Origin of the sequence: Streptomyces chartreusis, from assembly GCF_008704715.1 — a bacterium.
GTDB lineage: Bacteria > Actinomycetota > Actinomycetes > Streptomycetales > Streptomycetaceae > Streptomyces > Streptomyces chartreusis.
Genome location: NZ_CP023689.1, coordinates 9,205,357 through 9,222,169, shown reverse-complemented (window position 1 = coordinate 9,222,169; position 16,813 = coordinate 9,205,357). Strand labels below are relative to the sequence as shown.

15 protein-coding genes are annotated in these 16,813 nt (G+C 70.9%); 9 read left to right on the top strand and 6 right to left on the bottom strand.

Annotated elements, in window-relative coordinates; genetic code table 11:
- Positions 1–117: 117 nt before the first annotated feature.
- Positions 118–1,077 carry a threonine/serine dehydratase family protein gene (locus tag CP983_RS40980; protein ID WP_150505480.1) on the top strand — a complete coding sequence of 320 codons (960 nt, stop codon included), beginning with the start codon at positions 118–120 and terminating at the stop codon, positions 1,075–1,077.
- A gap of 157 nt (positions 1,078–1,234) precedes the next feature.
- On the top strand, positions 1,235–2,848 hold the full coding sequence (locus CP983_RS40975) for a serine/threonine protein kinase (RefSeq protein WP_107909763.1): 1,614 nt from the start codon (positions 1,235–1,237) through the stop codon (positions 2,846–2,848).
- Here CP983_RS40975 and CP983_RS40970 read toward each other — a convergent pair whose 3' ends face one another.
- Positions 2,849–4,285 (bottom strand): serine hydrolase domain-containing protein, encoded by a 1,437-nt coding sequence (locus CP983_RS40970; protein ID WP_150505478.1) that lies wholly within the window; start codon positions 4,283–4,285, stop codon positions 2,849–2,851. It abuts the gene before it with no gap.
- A 112-nt stretch (positions 4,286–4,397) separates the two neighbouring features.
- Here CP983_RS40970 and CP983_RS40965 point away from each other — a divergent pair, with 112 nt between their 5' ends.
- Together CP983_RS40965 and CP983_RS40960 are read left to right on the top strand one after the other, a co-directional pair.
- Positions 4,398–5,369, top strand: a complete 972-nt coding sequence (locus CP983_RS40965; RefSeq protein ID WP_125529344.1) for an LLM class F420-dependent oxidoreductase — start codon at positions 4,398–4,400, stop codon at positions 5,367–5,369.
- 109 nt (positions 5,370–5,478) lie between these two features.
- Positions 5,479–6,522: a hypothetical protein gene (locus tag CP983_RS40960; protein WP_150505476.1), complete on the top strand. Its 1,044-nt coding sequence runs from the start codon at positions 5,479–5,481 to the stop codon at positions 6,520–6,522.
- Positions 6,523–6,550: 28 nt separating this feature from the next.
- Here the strand turns inward: CP983_RS40960 and CP983_RS40955 are convergent, their stop codons facing one another.
- From CP983_RS40955 to CP983_RS40940, 3 genes are all read right to left on the bottom strand, one after another.
- On the bottom strand, positions 6,551–7,033 hold the full coding sequence (locus tag CP983_RS40955) for a DUF6328 family protein (protein WP_150505474.1): 483 nt from the start codon (positions 7,031–7,033) through the stop codon (positions 6,551–6,553).
- A gap of 84 nt (positions 7,034–7,117) precedes the next feature.
- Complete coding sequence (locus CP983_RS40950) at positions 7,118–8,101, bottom strand: aldo/keto reductase (RefSeq protein WP_150505472.1); 984 nt, start codon at positions 8,099–8,101, stop codon at positions 7,118–7,120.
- 273 nt (positions 8,102–8,374) lie between these two features.
- On the bottom strand, positions 8,375–9,580 hold the full coding sequence (locus tag CP983_RS40940; RefSeq protein WP_150505471.1) for an FAD-dependent monooxygenase: 1,206 nt from the start codon (positions 9,578–9,580) through the stop codon (positions 8,375–8,377).
- Between the two features lie 362 nt (positions 9,581–9,942).
- On the opposite strand from CP983_RS40940, the gene melC1 reads away from it, so the two are divergent.
- Together melC1 and melC2 are read left to right on the top strand one after the other, a co-directional pair.
- Positions 9,943–10,362: an apotyrosinase chaperone MelC1 gene (gene melC1 / locus CP983_RS40935; protein ID WP_150505469.1), complete on the top strand. Its 420-nt coding sequence runs from the start codon at positions 9,943–9,945 to the stop codon at positions 10,360–10,362.
- 35 nt (positions 10,363–10,397) lie between these two features.
- On the top strand, positions 10,398–11,222 hold the full coding sequence (melC2, locus tag CP983_RS40930; RefSeq protein ID WP_030962410.1) for a tyrosinase MelC2: 825 nt from the start codon (positions 10,398–10,400) through the stop codon (positions 11,220–11,222).
- 19 nt (positions 11,223–11,241) lie between these two features.
- On the opposite strand, the gene CP983_RS40925 is transcribed toward melC2, so the two are convergent.
- Entirely contained in the window at positions 11,242–11,934 is a 693-nt protein-coding gene (locus tag CP983_RS40925; RefSeq protein WP_150505467.1) for a ribonuclease H family protein, read from the bottom strand.
- A 74-nt stretch (positions 11,935–12,008) separates the two neighbouring features.
- Complete coding sequence (locus CP983_RS40920; protein WP_150505465.1) at positions 12,009–12,809, bottom strand: VOC family protein; 801 nt, start codon at positions 12,807–12,809, stop codon at positions 12,009–12,011.
- Between the two features lie 150 nt (positions 12,810–12,959).
- Between CP983_RS40920 and CP983_RS40915 the strand changes: the two genes are divergently transcribed.
- From CP983_RS40915 to CP983_RS40900, 3 genes are all read left to right on the top strand, one after another.
- Positions 12,960–13,967 (top strand): zinc-binding alcohol dehydrogenase family protein, encoded by a 1,008-nt coding sequence (locus CP983_RS40915; protein ID WP_189749118.1) that lies wholly within the window; start codon positions 12,960–12,962, stop codon positions 13,965–13,967.
- A gap of 327 nt (positions 13,968–14,294) precedes the next feature.
- On the top strand, positions 14,295–15,731 hold the full coding sequence (locus tag CP983_RS40905) for a family 2B encapsulin nanocompartment shell protein (RefSeq protein WP_125528409.1): 1,437 nt from the start codon (positions 14,295–14,297) through the stop codon (positions 15,729–15,731).
- Positions 15,724–16,797 (top strand): family 2 encapsulin nanocompartment cargo protein terpene cyclase, encoded by a 1,074-nt coding sequence (locus CP983_RS40900; protein WP_268256310.1) that lies wholly within the window; start codon positions 15,724–15,726, stop codon positions 16,795–16,797. The genes CP983_RS40905 and CP983_RS40900 overlap by 8 nt, the downstream gene beginning before the upstream one ends.
- The last annotated feature ends 16 nt before the right edge of the window (positions 16,798–16,813 follow it).

Sequence of the window (16,813 nt, the reverse complement as noted above, 5' to 3'; positions counted from 1 at the left end):
GCGGCGATCTTCTCCGGGGCCGCGCCGCCGCCCGTGAAAGCGGCTTGACCGGCGGCGTCCGGCGCGTCAGGGTGCCAGCGGCGTGGATCCCCGCCCCGCGCCGGAAAGGTGACTGCCTTGATCGGGATCTCGGACGTCGAAGCCGCGGCCGACCTCATCGCCGGACACGTCGTACACACCCCGACCGTACCCAGCCCCGGCCTGTCGGCCCTGCTCGGCGTCCCGGTCACGGCCAAGCTCGAACTCCTCCAGCGCACCGGGTCGTTCAAGGCCCGCGGGGCGACGGCGAAGCTGCTGTCGCTGAGCGACGACCAGCGGGCCGCCGGGGTGGTGGCGGTCAGCGGCGGCAACCACGGCATCGCCCTGGCGATGACCGCCGCCGTCCTCGACGTGAAGGCCACCGTGGTCATGCCGCGCTCGGCGCCCGCGCACGCCGTGCGGATCGCCGAGGACGCCGGGGCGTCGGTCCGGCTCACCGACGACATGGCCGGAGCCTTCTCGCTCGTGACCCGGCTGCGGGACGAGGGGCTGACCCTCGTCCACCCCTTCGACGACCCCCTGGTGATCGCCGGTCAGGGCACCGTCGGTCTGGAGCTGGACGCCGACGCCGGTGAACTCACCGACGTGATCGTCAGCGTCGGGGGCGGCGGACTCATCGCCGGGGTCGCGGTGGCGCTGCGGGCCCGGCGTCCCGACGTGCGGATCTGGGGCGTGGAGACCGAGGGCGCCGAGGCCATGTCCCAGGCACTCACGGCGGGCGGGCCGGTGCCGGTGGAACTCGCGTCGATCGTGTCGACGCTCAGCGCGCCCACGGTGTCGCAGCTGACGTACGACCATGTGTCCGCCCAGGTCGACGAGGTGCTCGTGGTCCCGGACCGGGAGGCGGTACGGGGTGTGCTCGACCTCGCCGAGCACGCCAAGGTGTGGACCGAGCCGGCCGCGGGCTGTCTGCTGCCCGCCGCCCGGCGCGTCCTGGAGCGGGTCGGGGGCGACGCCCGGCTCGGGCTGGTCGTGTGCGGAGGCAACGCGACGACCTCCGACGTACTCCGCTGGGCGACGGATTTCGGACTTCACTGAGGCATTCGAGCCCAATTTCCTGGCCTTTTCGTCAGCTTACTCACGCGTCAGAAAGCAAATGAAAAGAAGCGCCCTTTAGTTGGGGTTTTCGTTGAACGCTTCGCATGACGTCTCGCGTACTTCCTGTGAGAAATGAGAGCCGGCGGTTCAGCGAGGGATGGCCATGGTCAAGGCGCACGTCTCCACATCCGAGTTGGTTGCCGGAAGGTACCGTCTCGTCGATGTCGTACATCGCGAGACGAACCGCGTCGGTTACTACGGCGAGGACCTGGAAACCGAACGTGCGTGCCTTCTGACCCAGATCGGGCTTCCCGACGATCAGGGCCCGGACGACGCGCGCCGGGCCACCTCGCGCATCCTGCGCACCTCGGAGCGGATAGGGCTGCTGCGCCCGGGCCGGGTGGCCACCGTGCTGGACGCCGTCGAGGAAGCCGGCAGCCTGTGGATCGTCACCGAATGGATCGACGGCACGCCTCTGGGCGAACTCCTCGCCCAGCAGGGCACGTTCAACTATGTGCGGGCCGCGCGCATCGGTCTCGAACTGCTCGACGTGCTGGAGGCCGCGCATGTCGCGGGCATCACGCACGGCGAACTCAGCCCGGGCCAGGTGTTCGTGGGCGCCGACGGGTCGGTCGTGGTCACCGGCTTCGGCCTGGCCGGCGCGACCCTCGCGCCCCGGGTCGCAGCGCCGTCGTACGCCTCGCCGGAGCAGGCCCGCGACGAGCGGATCGGGCCCGCGTCCGATCTGTGGGCGCTGGGCGCGATCCTCTACACGATGGTCGAGGGGCGTCCGCCGTACCGCGAACGGGACCGCCCCGAGACCACGTTGAAGGGGGTCGACCGCCTTCCGCTCCGCGCCCCGGTACGCGCGGGGCCGCTCACCCAGGCCGTGCAGGGGCTGCTGCGCAAGGACTCGCGGGAGCGGCTGAGCAGACCGGTGGTCCGCGAGGCGCTGGACCGCGTCATCAACGACGACCCCGAGACGGCCGCCCAGGCCATGCACCGCCCCCGGCTGCGCGGTCGGTACGCCGTCGGACCCACCTGGGGCAGACGCGCCATGGTCATCGGCACGGCACTGGCCGTGGTCACCGTCGCCGCCGCCGTCCTCGTGGTGACCAACGGCTCCCAGGACGACTCGGACTCCGCGGCGACGGGTGCGGCGCCCACCCCGTCCGCCTCCGCCGGCGCACCCACGGGCCAGTCCCCCACCGCCGCGCCCAGCACCTCACCCACCCAGGAGGAGACGGGGACGGAATCCGGGGCCGGGTCGAAATCCCCGAGCACCTCCCCCTCCGGCACGGCACTGCCCGACGGATTCAGCACGTACACGTCCCCCGACGGTTTCTCCATCGCCCTGCCCGAGGGCTGGGAACCCGTGGCCACCAGCCGGGCCTCGGACGTGGCCTACCGCGTCTTCTTCGGCGCCGAGGGCGACGATCGCAGGCTGGCGATCACCTACAGCGAGGCTCTCGGGCCGGACCCGGTCGCCGTATGGCGTGACGACGTCCAGCCCGATCTGGAGGAGCGCAGCGGTTTCCAGCGGATCGGCGACATCGAGGCGACCACGTACCAGGGTTACCGGGCCGCCGACATGGAGTGGGTCTCGGACAAGGACGGCACCCGGTTGCGCACCTTCGGGCGGGGGTTCCTCATCGACGACCACCGTGGCTACTCGCTGCGCTGGACGACACCGGAGGAGGACTGGGACGACGCCGCGAACCGGAAGGCCCTGGACACGTTCCTGCGGACCTTCCGGGTTCCCGGCGACTGATCAGGCCGACGCGCGAGGGGCACTCATCGCCCGCAGCGACCTGGCGTGGAGCGGATCCGTACGCCAACGGGCCGTGAACGTACGGTCCTTGAGCGAGCACGCCACTTCCAGGTGGTGCGGGGTCTCCAGGAAGGCGACGTCGACGGCGAGGGTGTCGGCGTCGGTCCAGCCGCCGCTCACCGCGGTGGGCACCGGCCCCTCGGTGACGGTCCATCCGGTCTCCCCGAGCCGCACCTGAAGCGGGTGCCCGTCCTCGGTGAGCGTCAGCGCCCAGCCGTCCGCGCCGGGCGCGAGGCCGATCGCCGTCAGCTTCGGAAGCGGTACGCAGACACCACCGTCCGGCGTGAACGCGGCGGCGGACCAGGCCTCGGCGCCCTCGGGCGGCGCGGGCTCACCGGATGCGGGCGGCAGCGCCAGGCCGGCCAGCCGCTGTGCGAGGGCCGCGTCGGCAGCCTCGCCGCCCGTCCGGGGCTCGGGTCCGAACGCGGGCAGCAGGTGCTCCCAGACCAGGTTCAGCACGGTCTGCATGTCCCAGGTGTCCGCGGTCGTCGCGATCACGGCGTCGTGCTCGGGCAGCACGATGCAGAACTGGCCGAAGGCGCCGTCGCCGCGATAGCCGTGCCGGGACATCCAGAACTTGAAGCCGTAGCCCAGCTGCCAGTCGTCCCCCGGCATCCCACCGGCGTTCGCGATCTGCACGCGGGTGGCCTCGGCGACCCACGACTCGGGCAGCAGCCGCTCGCCCTCCCAGACGCCGCCGTTCAGATACAGCTGCCCGAGCCGGGCGATGGCGTCGGTGGTGGCGTGCAGTCCGCTGAAGCCGAGCTCCTGGCCGCTGCGGTGACGCAGCCATGCGATCTCGCCGATGCCGAGCGGGTCCAGCAGGCGCGGGCGCAGATACTCGGTGAGCGACTGGCCGCTCGTGCGCTGCACGATGGCGGAGAGGGTGAAGGTGGCGGGCTGGTTGTACGCGAAGACGGTGCCGGGGTCGTGCTGCGGGGGCACCAGGAGGAAGCCGCGCACGAGGTTCTCGAGGTCGCGTTCGCGCGCCTCGGCGATGGTGTCCGTCTCGTGCCCGGTGGCCATGGACGCCACATGCCGCACCAGCATGGCGCGGCTGCGCGGGTCGGTGATGTCGGCGTCGAGCTCGGGAAAGTACGAGATCACCGGGTCGTCGAGCCGTATCAGTCCCTCACCGACGGCGATCCCGGCGGCGGCCGCGGTGAAGCTCTTGCTGATCGAGTAGAGCAGGTGCGGTCGTTCGGCGGTGTACGGCGCCCACCAGCCGGAGGCGACCAGTCGGCCGTGCCGCATGATCATCAGGCTGTGCGGCTCGATCGTGGGGGCGGCGTCGAGGGCGTCGAGGAAGGCGAGGACACCGGCGGCGTCGACGCCCTGGGCGGCTGGGGTGCTCGAAGGCAGCTCGCGGGCAGACATACGTGCATCCTCCCCCGATATTCCGGCATCGTCCGGCAGTCCTCGCACCCCAGTCCGGGAGCCCGCGCGGTCCGTCCCGTTTTCGACGCTCCTGTCCGGGGACTCGGGCCGCATGGTGAAGATCGGATACACGATGATGACCGAGCAGGCCGGCCCCCGTGACCTGGTGAACCACATGGTCCGCGCCGAGGAGGCCGGTTTTGACTTCTCCGTGGCCTCGGACCACTACTTTCCGTGGCTGCGTTCGCAGGGTCACTCGCCGTACGTCTGGAGCGTGCTGGGCGCGGCCGCCCAGGCGACGCGGCGGATCCCGCTGATGACCTTCGTGACATGTCCGACGGTCCGCTACCACCCGGCGGTCGTGGCACAGAAGGCGGCCACGATGCAGTTGCTGTCCGAGGGCCGGTTCCGGCTGGGGCTCGGCTCGGGCGAGAACCTCAACGAGCATGTCGTGGGCGGCGGTTGGCCGTCGGTGGACGTACGGCACGAGATGCTCGAAGAGGCGGTGGAGATCATCCGGGCGCTCTTCGGGGGCGGGCATGTGAACCACCGCGGCACGCACTTCGACGTGGAGTCCGCCCGGCTGTGGGACCTGCCGGACGAGCCGCCGCCCATCGGTGTCGCCGTGTCCGGCGAGCAGTCCTGCGAGCTCGCGGGCAGGCTCGGCGACCTGGTGATCGCCACGGAACCGAAGGCGGACCTGCTGGAGGCGTTCGACCGGCACGGCGGCGAGGGCAAGCCGCGCGTGGGTCAGCTGCCGGTGTGCCACGACCCCGACCCTCACGCCGCCCTTGAGCGCGCCCACTCCCAGTTCCGCTGGTTCGGCGGCGGCTGGAAGGTCAACTCGGAACTGCCGCACCCGGACTCCTTCGAGGCGGCGACCCGATTCGTCACCAAGGACGACGTCGCCGAGTCGATTCCGTGCGGCGACGACCCGGACGCCTTCGTCAAGGCCGTACGCCCTTACGCGGAGGCCGGGTTCACCGAGATCGCCCTGGTACAGATCGGAGGCGAGGCGCAGCTGCCCTATCTCGACTGGGCTCAGAGCACGCTGCTGCCCGCGCTGCGGGACGCCCTCGGCTGACCGAAAGCACACCGGCGGCCCGGCGCCGCGCGAGCGCGCCGACCCGGGTGCCATAGGCTGCCGGTCTGCACTTTTCGCCTTCCGAGCAGCTCGTACAGGAGAGTCACCCGTGACACTGGCGTTCGTCCCACCCGAGACGTCCTCCGCATCCCCGGCCCCGCTGTCCGACCTCGTCGCGCGGGACGCGCGTGAGTTCGGGGTCTACGCGCGGACCGGCGGCTGGGCCTTCGGCCTGATGGTGGCGCGCAGCGTCCGGCCCGGCGGGCAGGGCGCCGACGAGACGCCGAAGGTGTCCGCGAAGGAGTTCGCCGAGCTCGCGGGCTGCTCCGCCGATCGCGTCATGCGCTACTACAAGGCCTGGGACCGGGCCGCCGACGACGGTCTCGTCCCGCAGTTCGAGGCGCTCGCGCCGGGCCAGGAGGTCGAGCTGCCGGACGCGGACGTGTGGCTCGGCTACTACGTCTCCCGCAACAGCGCCACCTCCGAGCGCGGCACCGCCATCTCCGAGGCCGCCGAGGCCGAGGGCATCCGCCCGACCAAGGCCCTGGAGGTCGCCGAGAACCCCACCGCGCTGCGCGCGGCGATCCTCTCCGACCCCTCCACCGCCCGCGCGGCCCGCCAGGCGCTCCTGGACCGGGTGCGCGAGGACCCGGAACTTCAGGCCGAGCTGGCGCGCGACGTCGTACGCACCGACGACCTGAAGAAGGCCGTCGCCACCGAGAGCCGGTCGGCCGACCGCATCGGCTACGTCCGGCAGATCGCCGAGTCGGGTCAGATCAAGACGCCGGCCGGGCAGACCGTGGACGCGCCCGTGGACCTGCGCCAGGAGGCCGAGCGGCATCTGTCGCTCATCGACGAGCTGGAGGAGGACGAGGACACCGGCGAGTGGGCCACCGACGCCTACGACACCATGAAGTCCCTCGTCGTCGAGGCCGTGGAGGCCGACCCCGAGCTGCGGGTCCAGGAGCGGCGGACGAAGTTCTACAACAGCCTCCAGCGGGCGACGAAGGTCTTCGAGGAGCTGACCTTCGACGACGTGCAGGAGTTCGCCGAGGACGACATGGTCCAGCAGCTGGAGGAGCTCCAGCAGGCCATCTCCACCTGCATCTCGGCGCTGCGCGGTGCGCACGGAGGCAGCGGGCAGGCGCTGTAGCCGCACCCGGTCGCCGGGGCGCCGCCGCTCACTCCGTGGTGCGGCGGCGCGCCCACAGCGGCAGCACGAACCAGCACACCAGGTACCAGACGACGATGCCCGCGACCAGCCAGGGCACGAAGTCGTCGTGGGTGGCGACCCGCAGGATCAGCAGCAGCGAGCCCGTCATGGTGCCCAGCAGCAGAATCAGACCGACGAAGGTCATCCGGGACGCCCACGACACCGCCTGCGGCTTGATGCGCCGCCCTGCCACCAGGCGGTGCAGCGACACCGGTCCGATCAGCGCCCCGGTGGCGGCGGCGCCCAGCACCACGGTGACGATGTAGATCGTCTGGTCGGTGTCGGCGAGGCTGTCGTACTTGTTCGTGAACACGACGGTGAGCAGGAAGCCGAACAGGATCTGGACGCCCATCTGGGTCACCCGGACCTCTTGGAGGAGCTCGCCCCACATGCGGTCGGCGCGCTCTTCCTCGCTCTCGTCGCGTCCCGTCCGTCTTTCCTGTTCGGCCATGCGCTAACAGGTAACCCCGCCGCGTCGGGCTCAAACGGCGGGGTTCGTGAGCGGCCAAGCCGCCGCTCCCTGCGCGCTATGCGTCTACCAGCGGTTTTCCACCTGGTCCTTGATCTGCCGGTCGTAGAGGTCGCGGATCGCGCTGAGCGTGTCCGCGGACAGCTCCGGCAGTGCGGCGGCGGCCGCGTTGGCACGGGCCTGCTCGGGCGAGCGGGCGCCCGGGATGACGGTGGTCACGCCGGGCTGCTGGATGATCCAGCGCAGTGCCAGCTGGGCCGGGGTGTACCCCTCCGGGGCGAGGCCGGCGAACTCGACGGCCGCCTCCACGCCGGAGTCGTAGTCGACGCCGGAGAAGGTCTCGCCCTGGTCGAAGGACTCGCCGTGCCGGTTGTAGGTGCGGTGGTCGTTCGCGGGGAAGACGGTGTCCTTGGTGTACTTGCCGGACAGCAGCCCGGAGGCGAGCGGGACGCGGGCGATGATGCCGACGCCCGCCTCCCGGGCGGCGGGCAGCACCTCCAGCAGGGGCTTCATGCGGAACGCGTTGAGGATGATCTGCACGCTCGCCACCCCGGGCCGGGCGATGGCGGTCAGCGCCTCGGCGCAGGTCTCCACGCTGACGCCGTACTGGGCGATGCGCTCCTCCTCGACCAGGGTGTCCAGGGCGTCGAACACCTCGTCCGTGGAGTAGACGGGCGTCGGCGGGCAGTGCAGCTGGACCAGGTCGAGGCGGTCCACGCCGAGGTTGCGCCGCGAACGGTCGTTCCAGGCACGGAAGTTGTCGAGGACGTAGTTCTCGGGGATCTGGTCCACCCGGCGGCCCATCTTGGTCGCCACGAAGATGTCCGGCTCGGGCCTGGCCCGCAGGAAGCCGGCGATGGTCTGCTCGCTGCGTCCGTCGCCGTACACGTCGGCCGTGTCGAAGAAGGTCACCCCCGACTCGACCGCCGCGTCCAGCACCGCAAGGGCTTGCTGGTCGTCGACGTCTCCCCAGTCGGCGCCCAGCTGCCACGTACCGAGTCCGACGACGGATGCCCGCTGACCCGACCTACCGATTACACGCTCGTCCATGGCTTCAGTTTGTCATTCGCGGTCCGCGAGCGCGGAGCGGACCCCTCCGCTGCCGCATCCTGTGAATCCTTCACCCACACGAGTGAATCGGCTCGACGGGCAAGCGGTTGCCGTCGAGGCGCTCCTGGCTTGGGCCCGTGATCGACAGCGTCCGCCGCAGGGGCCTACTGCGGGAGGAGGGGTGGGGGCGGGCCGCCGGGGTGCTGGAGCGGCTCGGCCCCCACCGGGTGTTCGGGAACGCTTTCCTGGACCGGTTGTTCGCGTCGCGCGCGGCTACCTGCGGGCCGCCCTGCTCTGCACCGTGCGCGCGACCTTCGGCCCGAGCCAGCGCTTGAGGCGGCGCAGCGCCTCCAGCTGCCCGGCCGCCCTGTCGATCCGGTAGTACAGCTGGGGCGGTACGTAGGGCAGCAGGGGTGAATGGCGCTGGCCCAGCAGGGCGAACATCTGCTGCGGCGGCAGGTCGATGTAGCGGGGCAGGTTCTCGTACCACAGGGCGCTGTGCCGGGCGGCGCTCTGGAGGGACAACAGGGCCGCCCTGCGCTCCCGTTCGTAGTGGGCGAGTGCCTCCGGCAGGGCGGGCCGCTCGTGCAGCGCGCCGGCCAGGGCGATGGCGTCCTCCAGGGCGAGCGTCGTACCGGCGCCGATGGAGTAGTGGGTGGTGTGGGCGGCGTCGCCGATCAGGACGACGTTGCCGCGGTGCCAGGTGCGGTTGGTGACGGTACGGAAGGTCAGCCACGGCGCGCTGCCGTCGGCGGACGGGCGCCCGATGAGCGGATGGCCGTCGAGGATCCCGGCGAAGAGCTTCTCCAGCAGGGCGAGTCCGTCGGCCTCGGGTGCCCTGTGGAGGCCGAGGCCGGTCCAGGTCTCCGGGGCGCACTCGACGACGCAGGTACCGGCGTCGGGGCCGAAGCCGTAGCCGTAGCACCAGATCCAGCCGTGGTCGGTCTCGACGAAGGCGAAGGTGAAGGCGTCGAAGGCCTTGCTGGTGCCGAGCCAGAGGTAGCGGTTGCGGCCGCTGTCGATCCGGGTGCCGAAGTGGTCGGCGTGGCGGGTGCGCAGGGCGCTGTGGACTCCGTCGCCCGCGACGACCAGGTCGGCGCCGGGGAGGTCGTCCGGGCTGATCGTGCTCCCGAACTCCAGGCGTACGCCGAGCGAGCGGGCGCGTTCGGCGAGGATCTCCAGCAGCCGGTGGCGGCCGATGCCGTGCCCCTCGTCGCCGGGCCGACGGGTCATCAGGTCCCGTACGTGGGCCACGCCCTCGTTCCAGCGGACCGAGCTCGCCTCGACCGCGCGAGCCGTCTCCAGGTCATGGGCGCGCAGTTGGTCGAGCAGTCCGCGCCAGTACGTCACTCCCCAGCCGTAGGTGGTGCCCTCCGCGTTGCGTTCGTGGACGGTGATGTCGTGGGACGGGTCCCGCAGTTTCAGCAGGATCGAGAGATAGAGACCGGCGGGCCCGCCACCGACACAGGCGACCTTCACACATACCCCTAGAAAGTTCCCCAATACGGTCAATTCGGATCCGCAGGGTAGCAGGGGTCGCGGCGCCTTTCCGTGACGTTCCGGATCGCGCCAGCTTCAAAGGGTGAGACACACCACTGGCACCACATCCGCCCGCCAAGGACCACCGGGAACGCGGCTCCAGCGAGAAGGAATTACCCGTTCCGGGCACACGGGGAGGCCACTCGCAGCAAGATCATCTCTGTTCAAGCTTGCACGACATGTAGCCACTTGTCCGGATCGAAGTCAACCGCTCCCGACCGATTTCTCCCGCTCTCATGGGGCCCGATAGGTATGCGGAGTCAGCACCCGAACGCACCATCGAACCCACCCGGGAGATCCGTATGCCGGAACTCAGCCGTCGCCGCGCGCTCACCGCCACGGCCGCCCTCGCCACCGCCGCCGGCGCCGGCGCCCTCGTCCAGACGCTCAACGCCCCCGCCGCGTCCGCCTCCGGACAGAGCCGGCACCCGGAGCACACCGGCCACGAGGAGCACGGCCGGCACTCCCCGGCGCCCTTCGACGAGGTCTACAAGGGCCGCCGGATACAGGGCCGGCCCGCCTCCGGCGGCGCCCACCAGCATCACGGCGGCGGCTACGCCGTGTTCGTCGACGACGTCGAGCTGCATGTGATGCCCAACGCCGACGGCACCTGGATCAGCGTCGTCAGCCACTACGACCCGGTGCCCACCCCGCGGGCCGCCGCCCGCGCCGCCGTGGACGAGCTCCAGGGCGCGGCCCTGCTGCCCTTCCCCGCCAACTGAACCGCCGTAACCCGCACTCTGGAGCACCCGCAACCATGACCGTCCGCAAGAACCAGGCCGTCCTGACCGCCGACGAGAAGCGCCGATTCGTCGCCGCCCTCCTGGAGTTGAAGCGCAGCGGCCGCTACGACTCCTTCGTCACGACCCACAACGCCTTCATCGTCGGCGACACCGACAACGGCGAGCGCACCGGCCACCGGTCACCGTCGTTCCTGCCCTGGCACCGCAGATTCCTGCTCGAGTTCGAGCGCGCCTTGCAGGAGGTGGACGCCTCGGTCGCGCTGCCGTACTGGGACTGGAGCACCGACCGCTCGATACGGTCCTCGCTCTGGGCGCCCGACTTCATGGGCGGCACCGGGCGCAGCCGCGACGGACAGGTGCTGGACGGGCCGTTCGCGGCGTCCGGCGGGAACTGGCCGATCAAGGTGCGCGTGGACGGCCGTACGTTCCTGCGCCGCTCGCTCGGCACTGCCGTACGGGACCTGCCCACCCCGGCCGAGGTGGAGTCCGTGCTGGCCATGCCGACGTACGACATGGCGCCCTGGAACAGCGCCTCGGACGGCTTCCGCAACCACCTCGAAGGCTGGCGCGGGGTCAATCTGCACAACCGCGTCCATGTGTGGGTCGGCGGGCAGATGGCCACCGGCGCGTCGCCCAACGACCCGGTGTTCTGGCTGCACCACGCCTACATCGACAAACTGTGGGCGGACTGGCAGCGGCGCCACCCCGGCTCCGGCTATCTGCCGACCGCCGGGACGCCGAACGTGATCGATCTGGGCGACACGATGAAGCCGTGGAACGACGTGCGCCCCGCGGATCTGCTGGACCACACCGCGCACTACACCTTCGACGCGGCCTGAGCCCCGCCGGGCCGGCCGGTCAGGCGTCGGCGGTGCGGCACTCCGGGTGGCCCCAGCCCTGCGCGTTCTTGGCGATCTGCTCGCCCGCCGCGTAGCCGCGGCCGCAGAGGCAGCGGCCGGGGAACTTGGCCTTGATGGTCCGCGAGGAGCTGCCGTTCTTCCGGGCGGCGGCGGCCTTGCGGCGGGGTGCCTTGGTCTGCGGGGTGTCCGGGGAGGGCGGCGGCTGCGGCGAGCCGAGTTCGCTGCCCGCGGACTCCTGCACGGTGGCGGCCTGGCTGGCGGCGCGGTCGGCGAAGTCGTTGAGCGGGTCGCCGTCGACCTGGTGGGCGGGGACGTAACGGAACTCGACCTTGCGGCCGTCGAGCAGCTCGTCGATGCGCACGACCAGGTCCTGGTTGGCGACGGGCTTGCCCGCGGACGTCTTCCAGCCGTTGCGCTTCCAGCCCGGCAGCCAGGTGGTGACGGCCTTCATGGCGTACTGCGAGTCCATGCGGATCTCCAGCGGTACACCCGGGTCGATCGCCGTGAGGAGCCGTTCCAGCGCGGTCAGTTCCGCGACGTTGTTGGTGGCCTTGCCGAGCGGACCCGCCTCCCAGCGGGCCGGGGTCTCCGACTCGTCGGCGACGACCCACGCCCAGCCCGCCGGCCCTGGGTTTCCCTTGGAAGCCCCGTCGCACGCGGCCACAACACGTTCAAGCATGCGCCCGATCATGCCATGGGCCGGCGGGCCGACCGGTCGCGGGTGCGATCGCCGATCGGTCCTGTCCGGTCCTGGTCAGCCGTCGATCACGGGACGTCGGTGGTCTTCGGCATCTCGCCCTCGGTCGTGGTGACGTCGATCACCGAGAAGTTGGCGCCCTGCGGGTCGCTGAGCGCCGCGAACCTGCCGAACGGCGAGGTCATCGGGCCGAAGCGGAGCACGGCACCCTGCTTGGTGGCGCGGGCCACCGCGTCGTCGCAGTTCTCGACCGTGAAATAGACGTTGATGTAGGAGGGGACCTCGGGCGGGAACTCGTCGGTCATCACCATCCGGCCGAGAACCATGTCCTCGCCGATGGAGTAGATCCGGAAGTCGACCGCGTCGTCCTCCATCTGTTTCGCGCCGTACCCGAAGACCGCCGGGAAGAACGTGTCCGGCTTTTCGCGCTCACGTGTGAAGACCTCGCCCCAGCAGTACGCGCCCGGCTCCTCCATCGGAGCCTCGAAGCCCTCGTGCGTGCCGGGCTGCCACAGCCCGAAGACGGCGCCGCCGGGCTCGCGGGCCAGGCACATGCTGCCGAAGTCGCCGACCGCCATCGGCTCCATCAGGATCTCGCCGCCGTTCTCACGGATCCTGGTGGCGGTGGCGGCGGCGTCGGAGGTGGCGAAGTAGAGGCACCACTGCGACTGGCCCTCCTGGCCGGGCATGGGCGGCACGACCGCCGCGGCCGCCTTCTCGTTCGCGTAGGCCTGTGTGTAGTTGCCGTACTCCGACGAAGACTCGCCGAACGTCCAGCCGAGGACGTCGCCGTAGAAGTTCTTGGCTCCCTCGATGTCGCTGAACATCGCGTCGGCCCAGATGGGGGTTCCTTCAGGTTTCGCGGCCATGGCTGCGGCCCTCTCCCGGCTCGGTGAGTTGTCCGGATTCTTACGCTAGTCACCGGGCCGTCGGGCCGCGCGCCGAATGCCTGGTTCCGTTCCAGACTGGAGGGGAGAGCGGCCGGACGGCGGACGGGACTCGGTATGGCGGGCGCGACGATGCGGGCATGGTCGGTTCTCGAACCGGGGCCGGTCGGGGCGGGGCCGCTGCGGCTGGTGGAGAAGCCGGTTCCGGTGCCCGGGGACGACGAGCTGCTGGTGCGGGTGCGGACGTGCGGGGTGTGCCGTACCGATCTGCATGTCACCGAGGGCGATCTGCCGGTGCACCGGCCCGGTGTGACGCCCGGGCACGAGGTCGTCGGCGTGGTAGCGGGCCTCGGCTCCGCGGTGACCGGCTTCGACGTCGGGGAGCGGGTCGGCGTGGCCTGGCTGCGGCGGACAGACGGCACCTGCGGCTACTGCCTGCGCGGGGCGGAGAACCTGTGCCCGGCCTCCGTCTACACGGGCTGGGACGCCGACGGCGGATACGCCGAGTACACGACCGTGCCGGCCTCGTTCGCCCACCGCCTGCCCGGCGCCCTGGACGACATTTCGCTCGCGCCGCTGCTGTGCGCCGGGATCATCGGATACCGCGCGCTGCGCCGCTCGGCACTGCCGCCGGGCGGGCGGCTCGGGCTGTACGGCTTCGGGGGCAGCGCTCATCTGTGCGCGCAGGTCGCGCTCGCCGAGGGCGCCACGGTGCACGTCCTCACGCGCGGCGCCGACGCACGGCGGCTGGCGCTGGATCTGGGTGCCGCCTCGGCCGGGGACGCGTACGCGATGCCGCCGGAGCCGCTGGACAGCGCGATCCTGTTCGCGCCCGCCGGCGAGCTGGTCCCGGTCGCGCTGCGGGCCCTGGACCGGGGCGGGACGCTGGCGGTCGCCGGGATCCACCTCAGCGACATCCCGGTGCTGCGCTACGAGAGCGAGCTCTTCTACGAGAAGCAGGTGCGCAGCGTCACCTCCAACACGCGCGAGGACGCCCGTGAGTTCCTGGCGCTGGCGGCGGGGCACTCCGTGCACGCGACGACGCACGCCTATCCGCTGTCGCGGGCGGACGAGGCGCTGCGTGATCTCGAGGCGGGTCGGTTCGACGGGGCCGCCGTGCTGGTGAACGACCTGTCCTGAGACCAACGCTCCGCAGGGTGTGCGGTTCGTCGTCTGCGGCGCCATTGTGGCTGGTCGCGCGGTTCCCCGCGCCCCTTTGGCGCACGTTCCCTCCCGGCGTGGGAGCACTCGGACGTGATCACTCCGCTTCAACAAAGGGTTTACACCACCCAGGTGTACGAAACCGCCCCCTTCACGCCGTACCGGGCGAACCGCCCCCGCTGTTTGGCTTGTCCCTGCGACGCGTACGGCCCATCCGTGTCACGGGGCAGCCGTGTTCGCGTCCGGAGACTGCCGTCGTCACCGACCACTTTGTGCACTGCTGTTCACCCTCCAGGAAGGGATCACGTGTCCGTATCCGAGAGCGCCGCCGGCCCCGCCGCCGACGAACCCGCCCCCACCACCGACGGACCACTGACCAGTCTCAGCACCCAGGCGGCGCGCCAGCTCGCCACGACCACCAAGTCCGAACCACAGATGCAGGCCATCTCCTCGCGATGGCTGCTGAAGATGCTCCCCTGGGTCGACGTCAAGGGCGGCACCTACCGGGTCAACCGGCGTCTGCAACTGCGTGTCGGCCGCGGCCGGGTGCAGTTCGAGCAGAACGGCGCCGACGACATCAAGGTCATCCCGCAGACGCTCACCGAACTGCCCGTCCTGCGGGGCTACTCCGACACGGAGGTCCTGAAGGAGATCGCGAGCCGGTTCCGGGTGCGCGAGATCCGGGCCGGTCAGGTGCTCGTGGAGGCCGGGCAGCCGATCCACGAGGCCTACCTCGTCGTGCACGGCCGCTTCACCCGCTTCACCGAGGGCAAGTACGGCGAGGAGGAGATCGTCGGCATCGTCACCGGCGGCGACCAGATCGGCGACGAGGCCATCGGCCAGCCCGACCCGCTGTGGCTGAGTTCGGTGCGCGCAGAGACCGCGGGCGTGCTGATGGTGCTGCCCTGGACGGTGGTCCAGGAGCTCACCGACCGGGCGCCGTCCCTCGCGGAGCACCTGTCGGCGTACGCCGAGCGCCAGCAACTGCCCATGAACCGCAAGGGCGAGGCCGATGTGCCGGTACAGGCCGGCCATGTCGGCGAGCCGACCATCGGCGGCGGCTACGTCGACTACGACCTCGCCCCGCGCGAGTACGAGCTGTCGCTCACCCAGACCGTGCTGCGGGTGCACACGAGGGTCGCCGACCTGTTCAACAACCCGATGGACCAGACCGAGCAGCAACTGAGGCTGACCATCGAGGAGATCCGCGAGCGCCAGGAGTGGGAGCTGGTCAACAACCGGGACTTCGGGCTGTTGCACAGCGCCGACTACGGGCAGCGGATCAGCACCTTCACCGGGCCGCCGACGCCGGACGACATGGACGAGCTGCTGTCGATGCGCCGCAAGACCAAGCTGTTCGTCGCCCATCCGAAGGCGATCTCGGCGTTCTTCCGGCAGTGCAACCGGCGCGGACTGGTGCCCGGTACGGCGAATGTCGACGGGCACGAGATCCCCGCCTGGCGTGGCGTTCCGATCTTCCCCTGCAACAAGATCCCGATCAGTGCGCAGCACACCAGCAGCATCATCGCGCTGCGTACCGGTGAGGGCGACCAGGGCGCCATCGGGCTGTACCAGACCGGGATCCCGGAGGAGTACCAGCCGGGCCTGAACGTGCGGTTCATGGGGATCGACGCCAACTCGATCATCCGCTATCTCGTCACCGCCTACTACTCGATGGCGATCCTCGTGCCCGACGCGGTCGGGATCCTCGAGAACGCCCAGATCGGCCGGACCGCTGAGTGAGCCCGCGGAGAACGCGATGAGTACGACCGCTTCCACCTGGGCCCTCCCCGGCCCGCCGAACCTCGCCCGGAGTCTTCAGTCGCGGCGCGGCGGCGCGATCCCGGGGCTGCACTACCGGCAGGTGGGCCCGGCCGACCCGGAGAAGGTCACGGAGGTCGACCGCAGGCTGGAGGAGTGGGCCCGCCGTCTCGACCTGTTCCCGCCGGCCTGGTCGGGGGACTTCTCGGGTTTCCAGTTCGGGCGGGCCGTGGTGCTCCAGCATCCGGCCGGCGCCGACCTGGACCGGCTGACGGCGGCCGGGAAGCTGCTGCTGGCGGAGAACATCGTCGACAGCTGCTACTGCGAGGAGGACGAGGGCAGGGGCGCGACCCGCAGCGGCCTGGGCGGGCGGCTGATCATGGCCCAGTCGGCACTGGATCCGTTCCACGCCACGCCCGAGTTCCAGGAGGAGTGGGCGCACGGCATGCAGGCGGACGGTCCGCTGCGCTCGTACCACTGGGCGCTGAAGGACTACGCGGCCGTCGCGACGCCGAGCCAGACCGACCGGCTCGTGCACGACCTCGCCCGGCTGCACATGGGCTACCTCGCCGAGGCGGCCTGGAGCGAGACGCGGTACGTCCCCCGGGTGTGGGAGTACCTGGTGATGCGGCAGTTCAACAACTTCCGGCCCTGTCTGTCGATCGTCGACGCCATCGACGGCTACGAACTGCCCGAGGCGCTGTACGCCCGCCCGGAGATCCAGCGGATCACCGCGCTCGCCTGCAACGCCACCACGATCGTCAACGACCTGTACTCCTTCACCAAGGAACTGGCGAGCGACCCCACCCATCTGAACCTGCCGCAGGTCGTCGCGGCCAACGAGCGCTGCGGGCTCAAGGCCGCCTATCTGAAGGCGGTCGAGATCCACAACCAGATCATGGCGGCGTTCGAGGAGGAGTCCGCGGTGCTCGCCGCCACCTCGCCGCTCGTCGAGCGCTACGCCCGGGGCCTGGACGACTGGGTGGCCGGGAACCACGAGTGGCACGCCACCAACACGCACCGCTACCACCTGCCCAACTACTGGTAAAGCGCCATCTCATGAC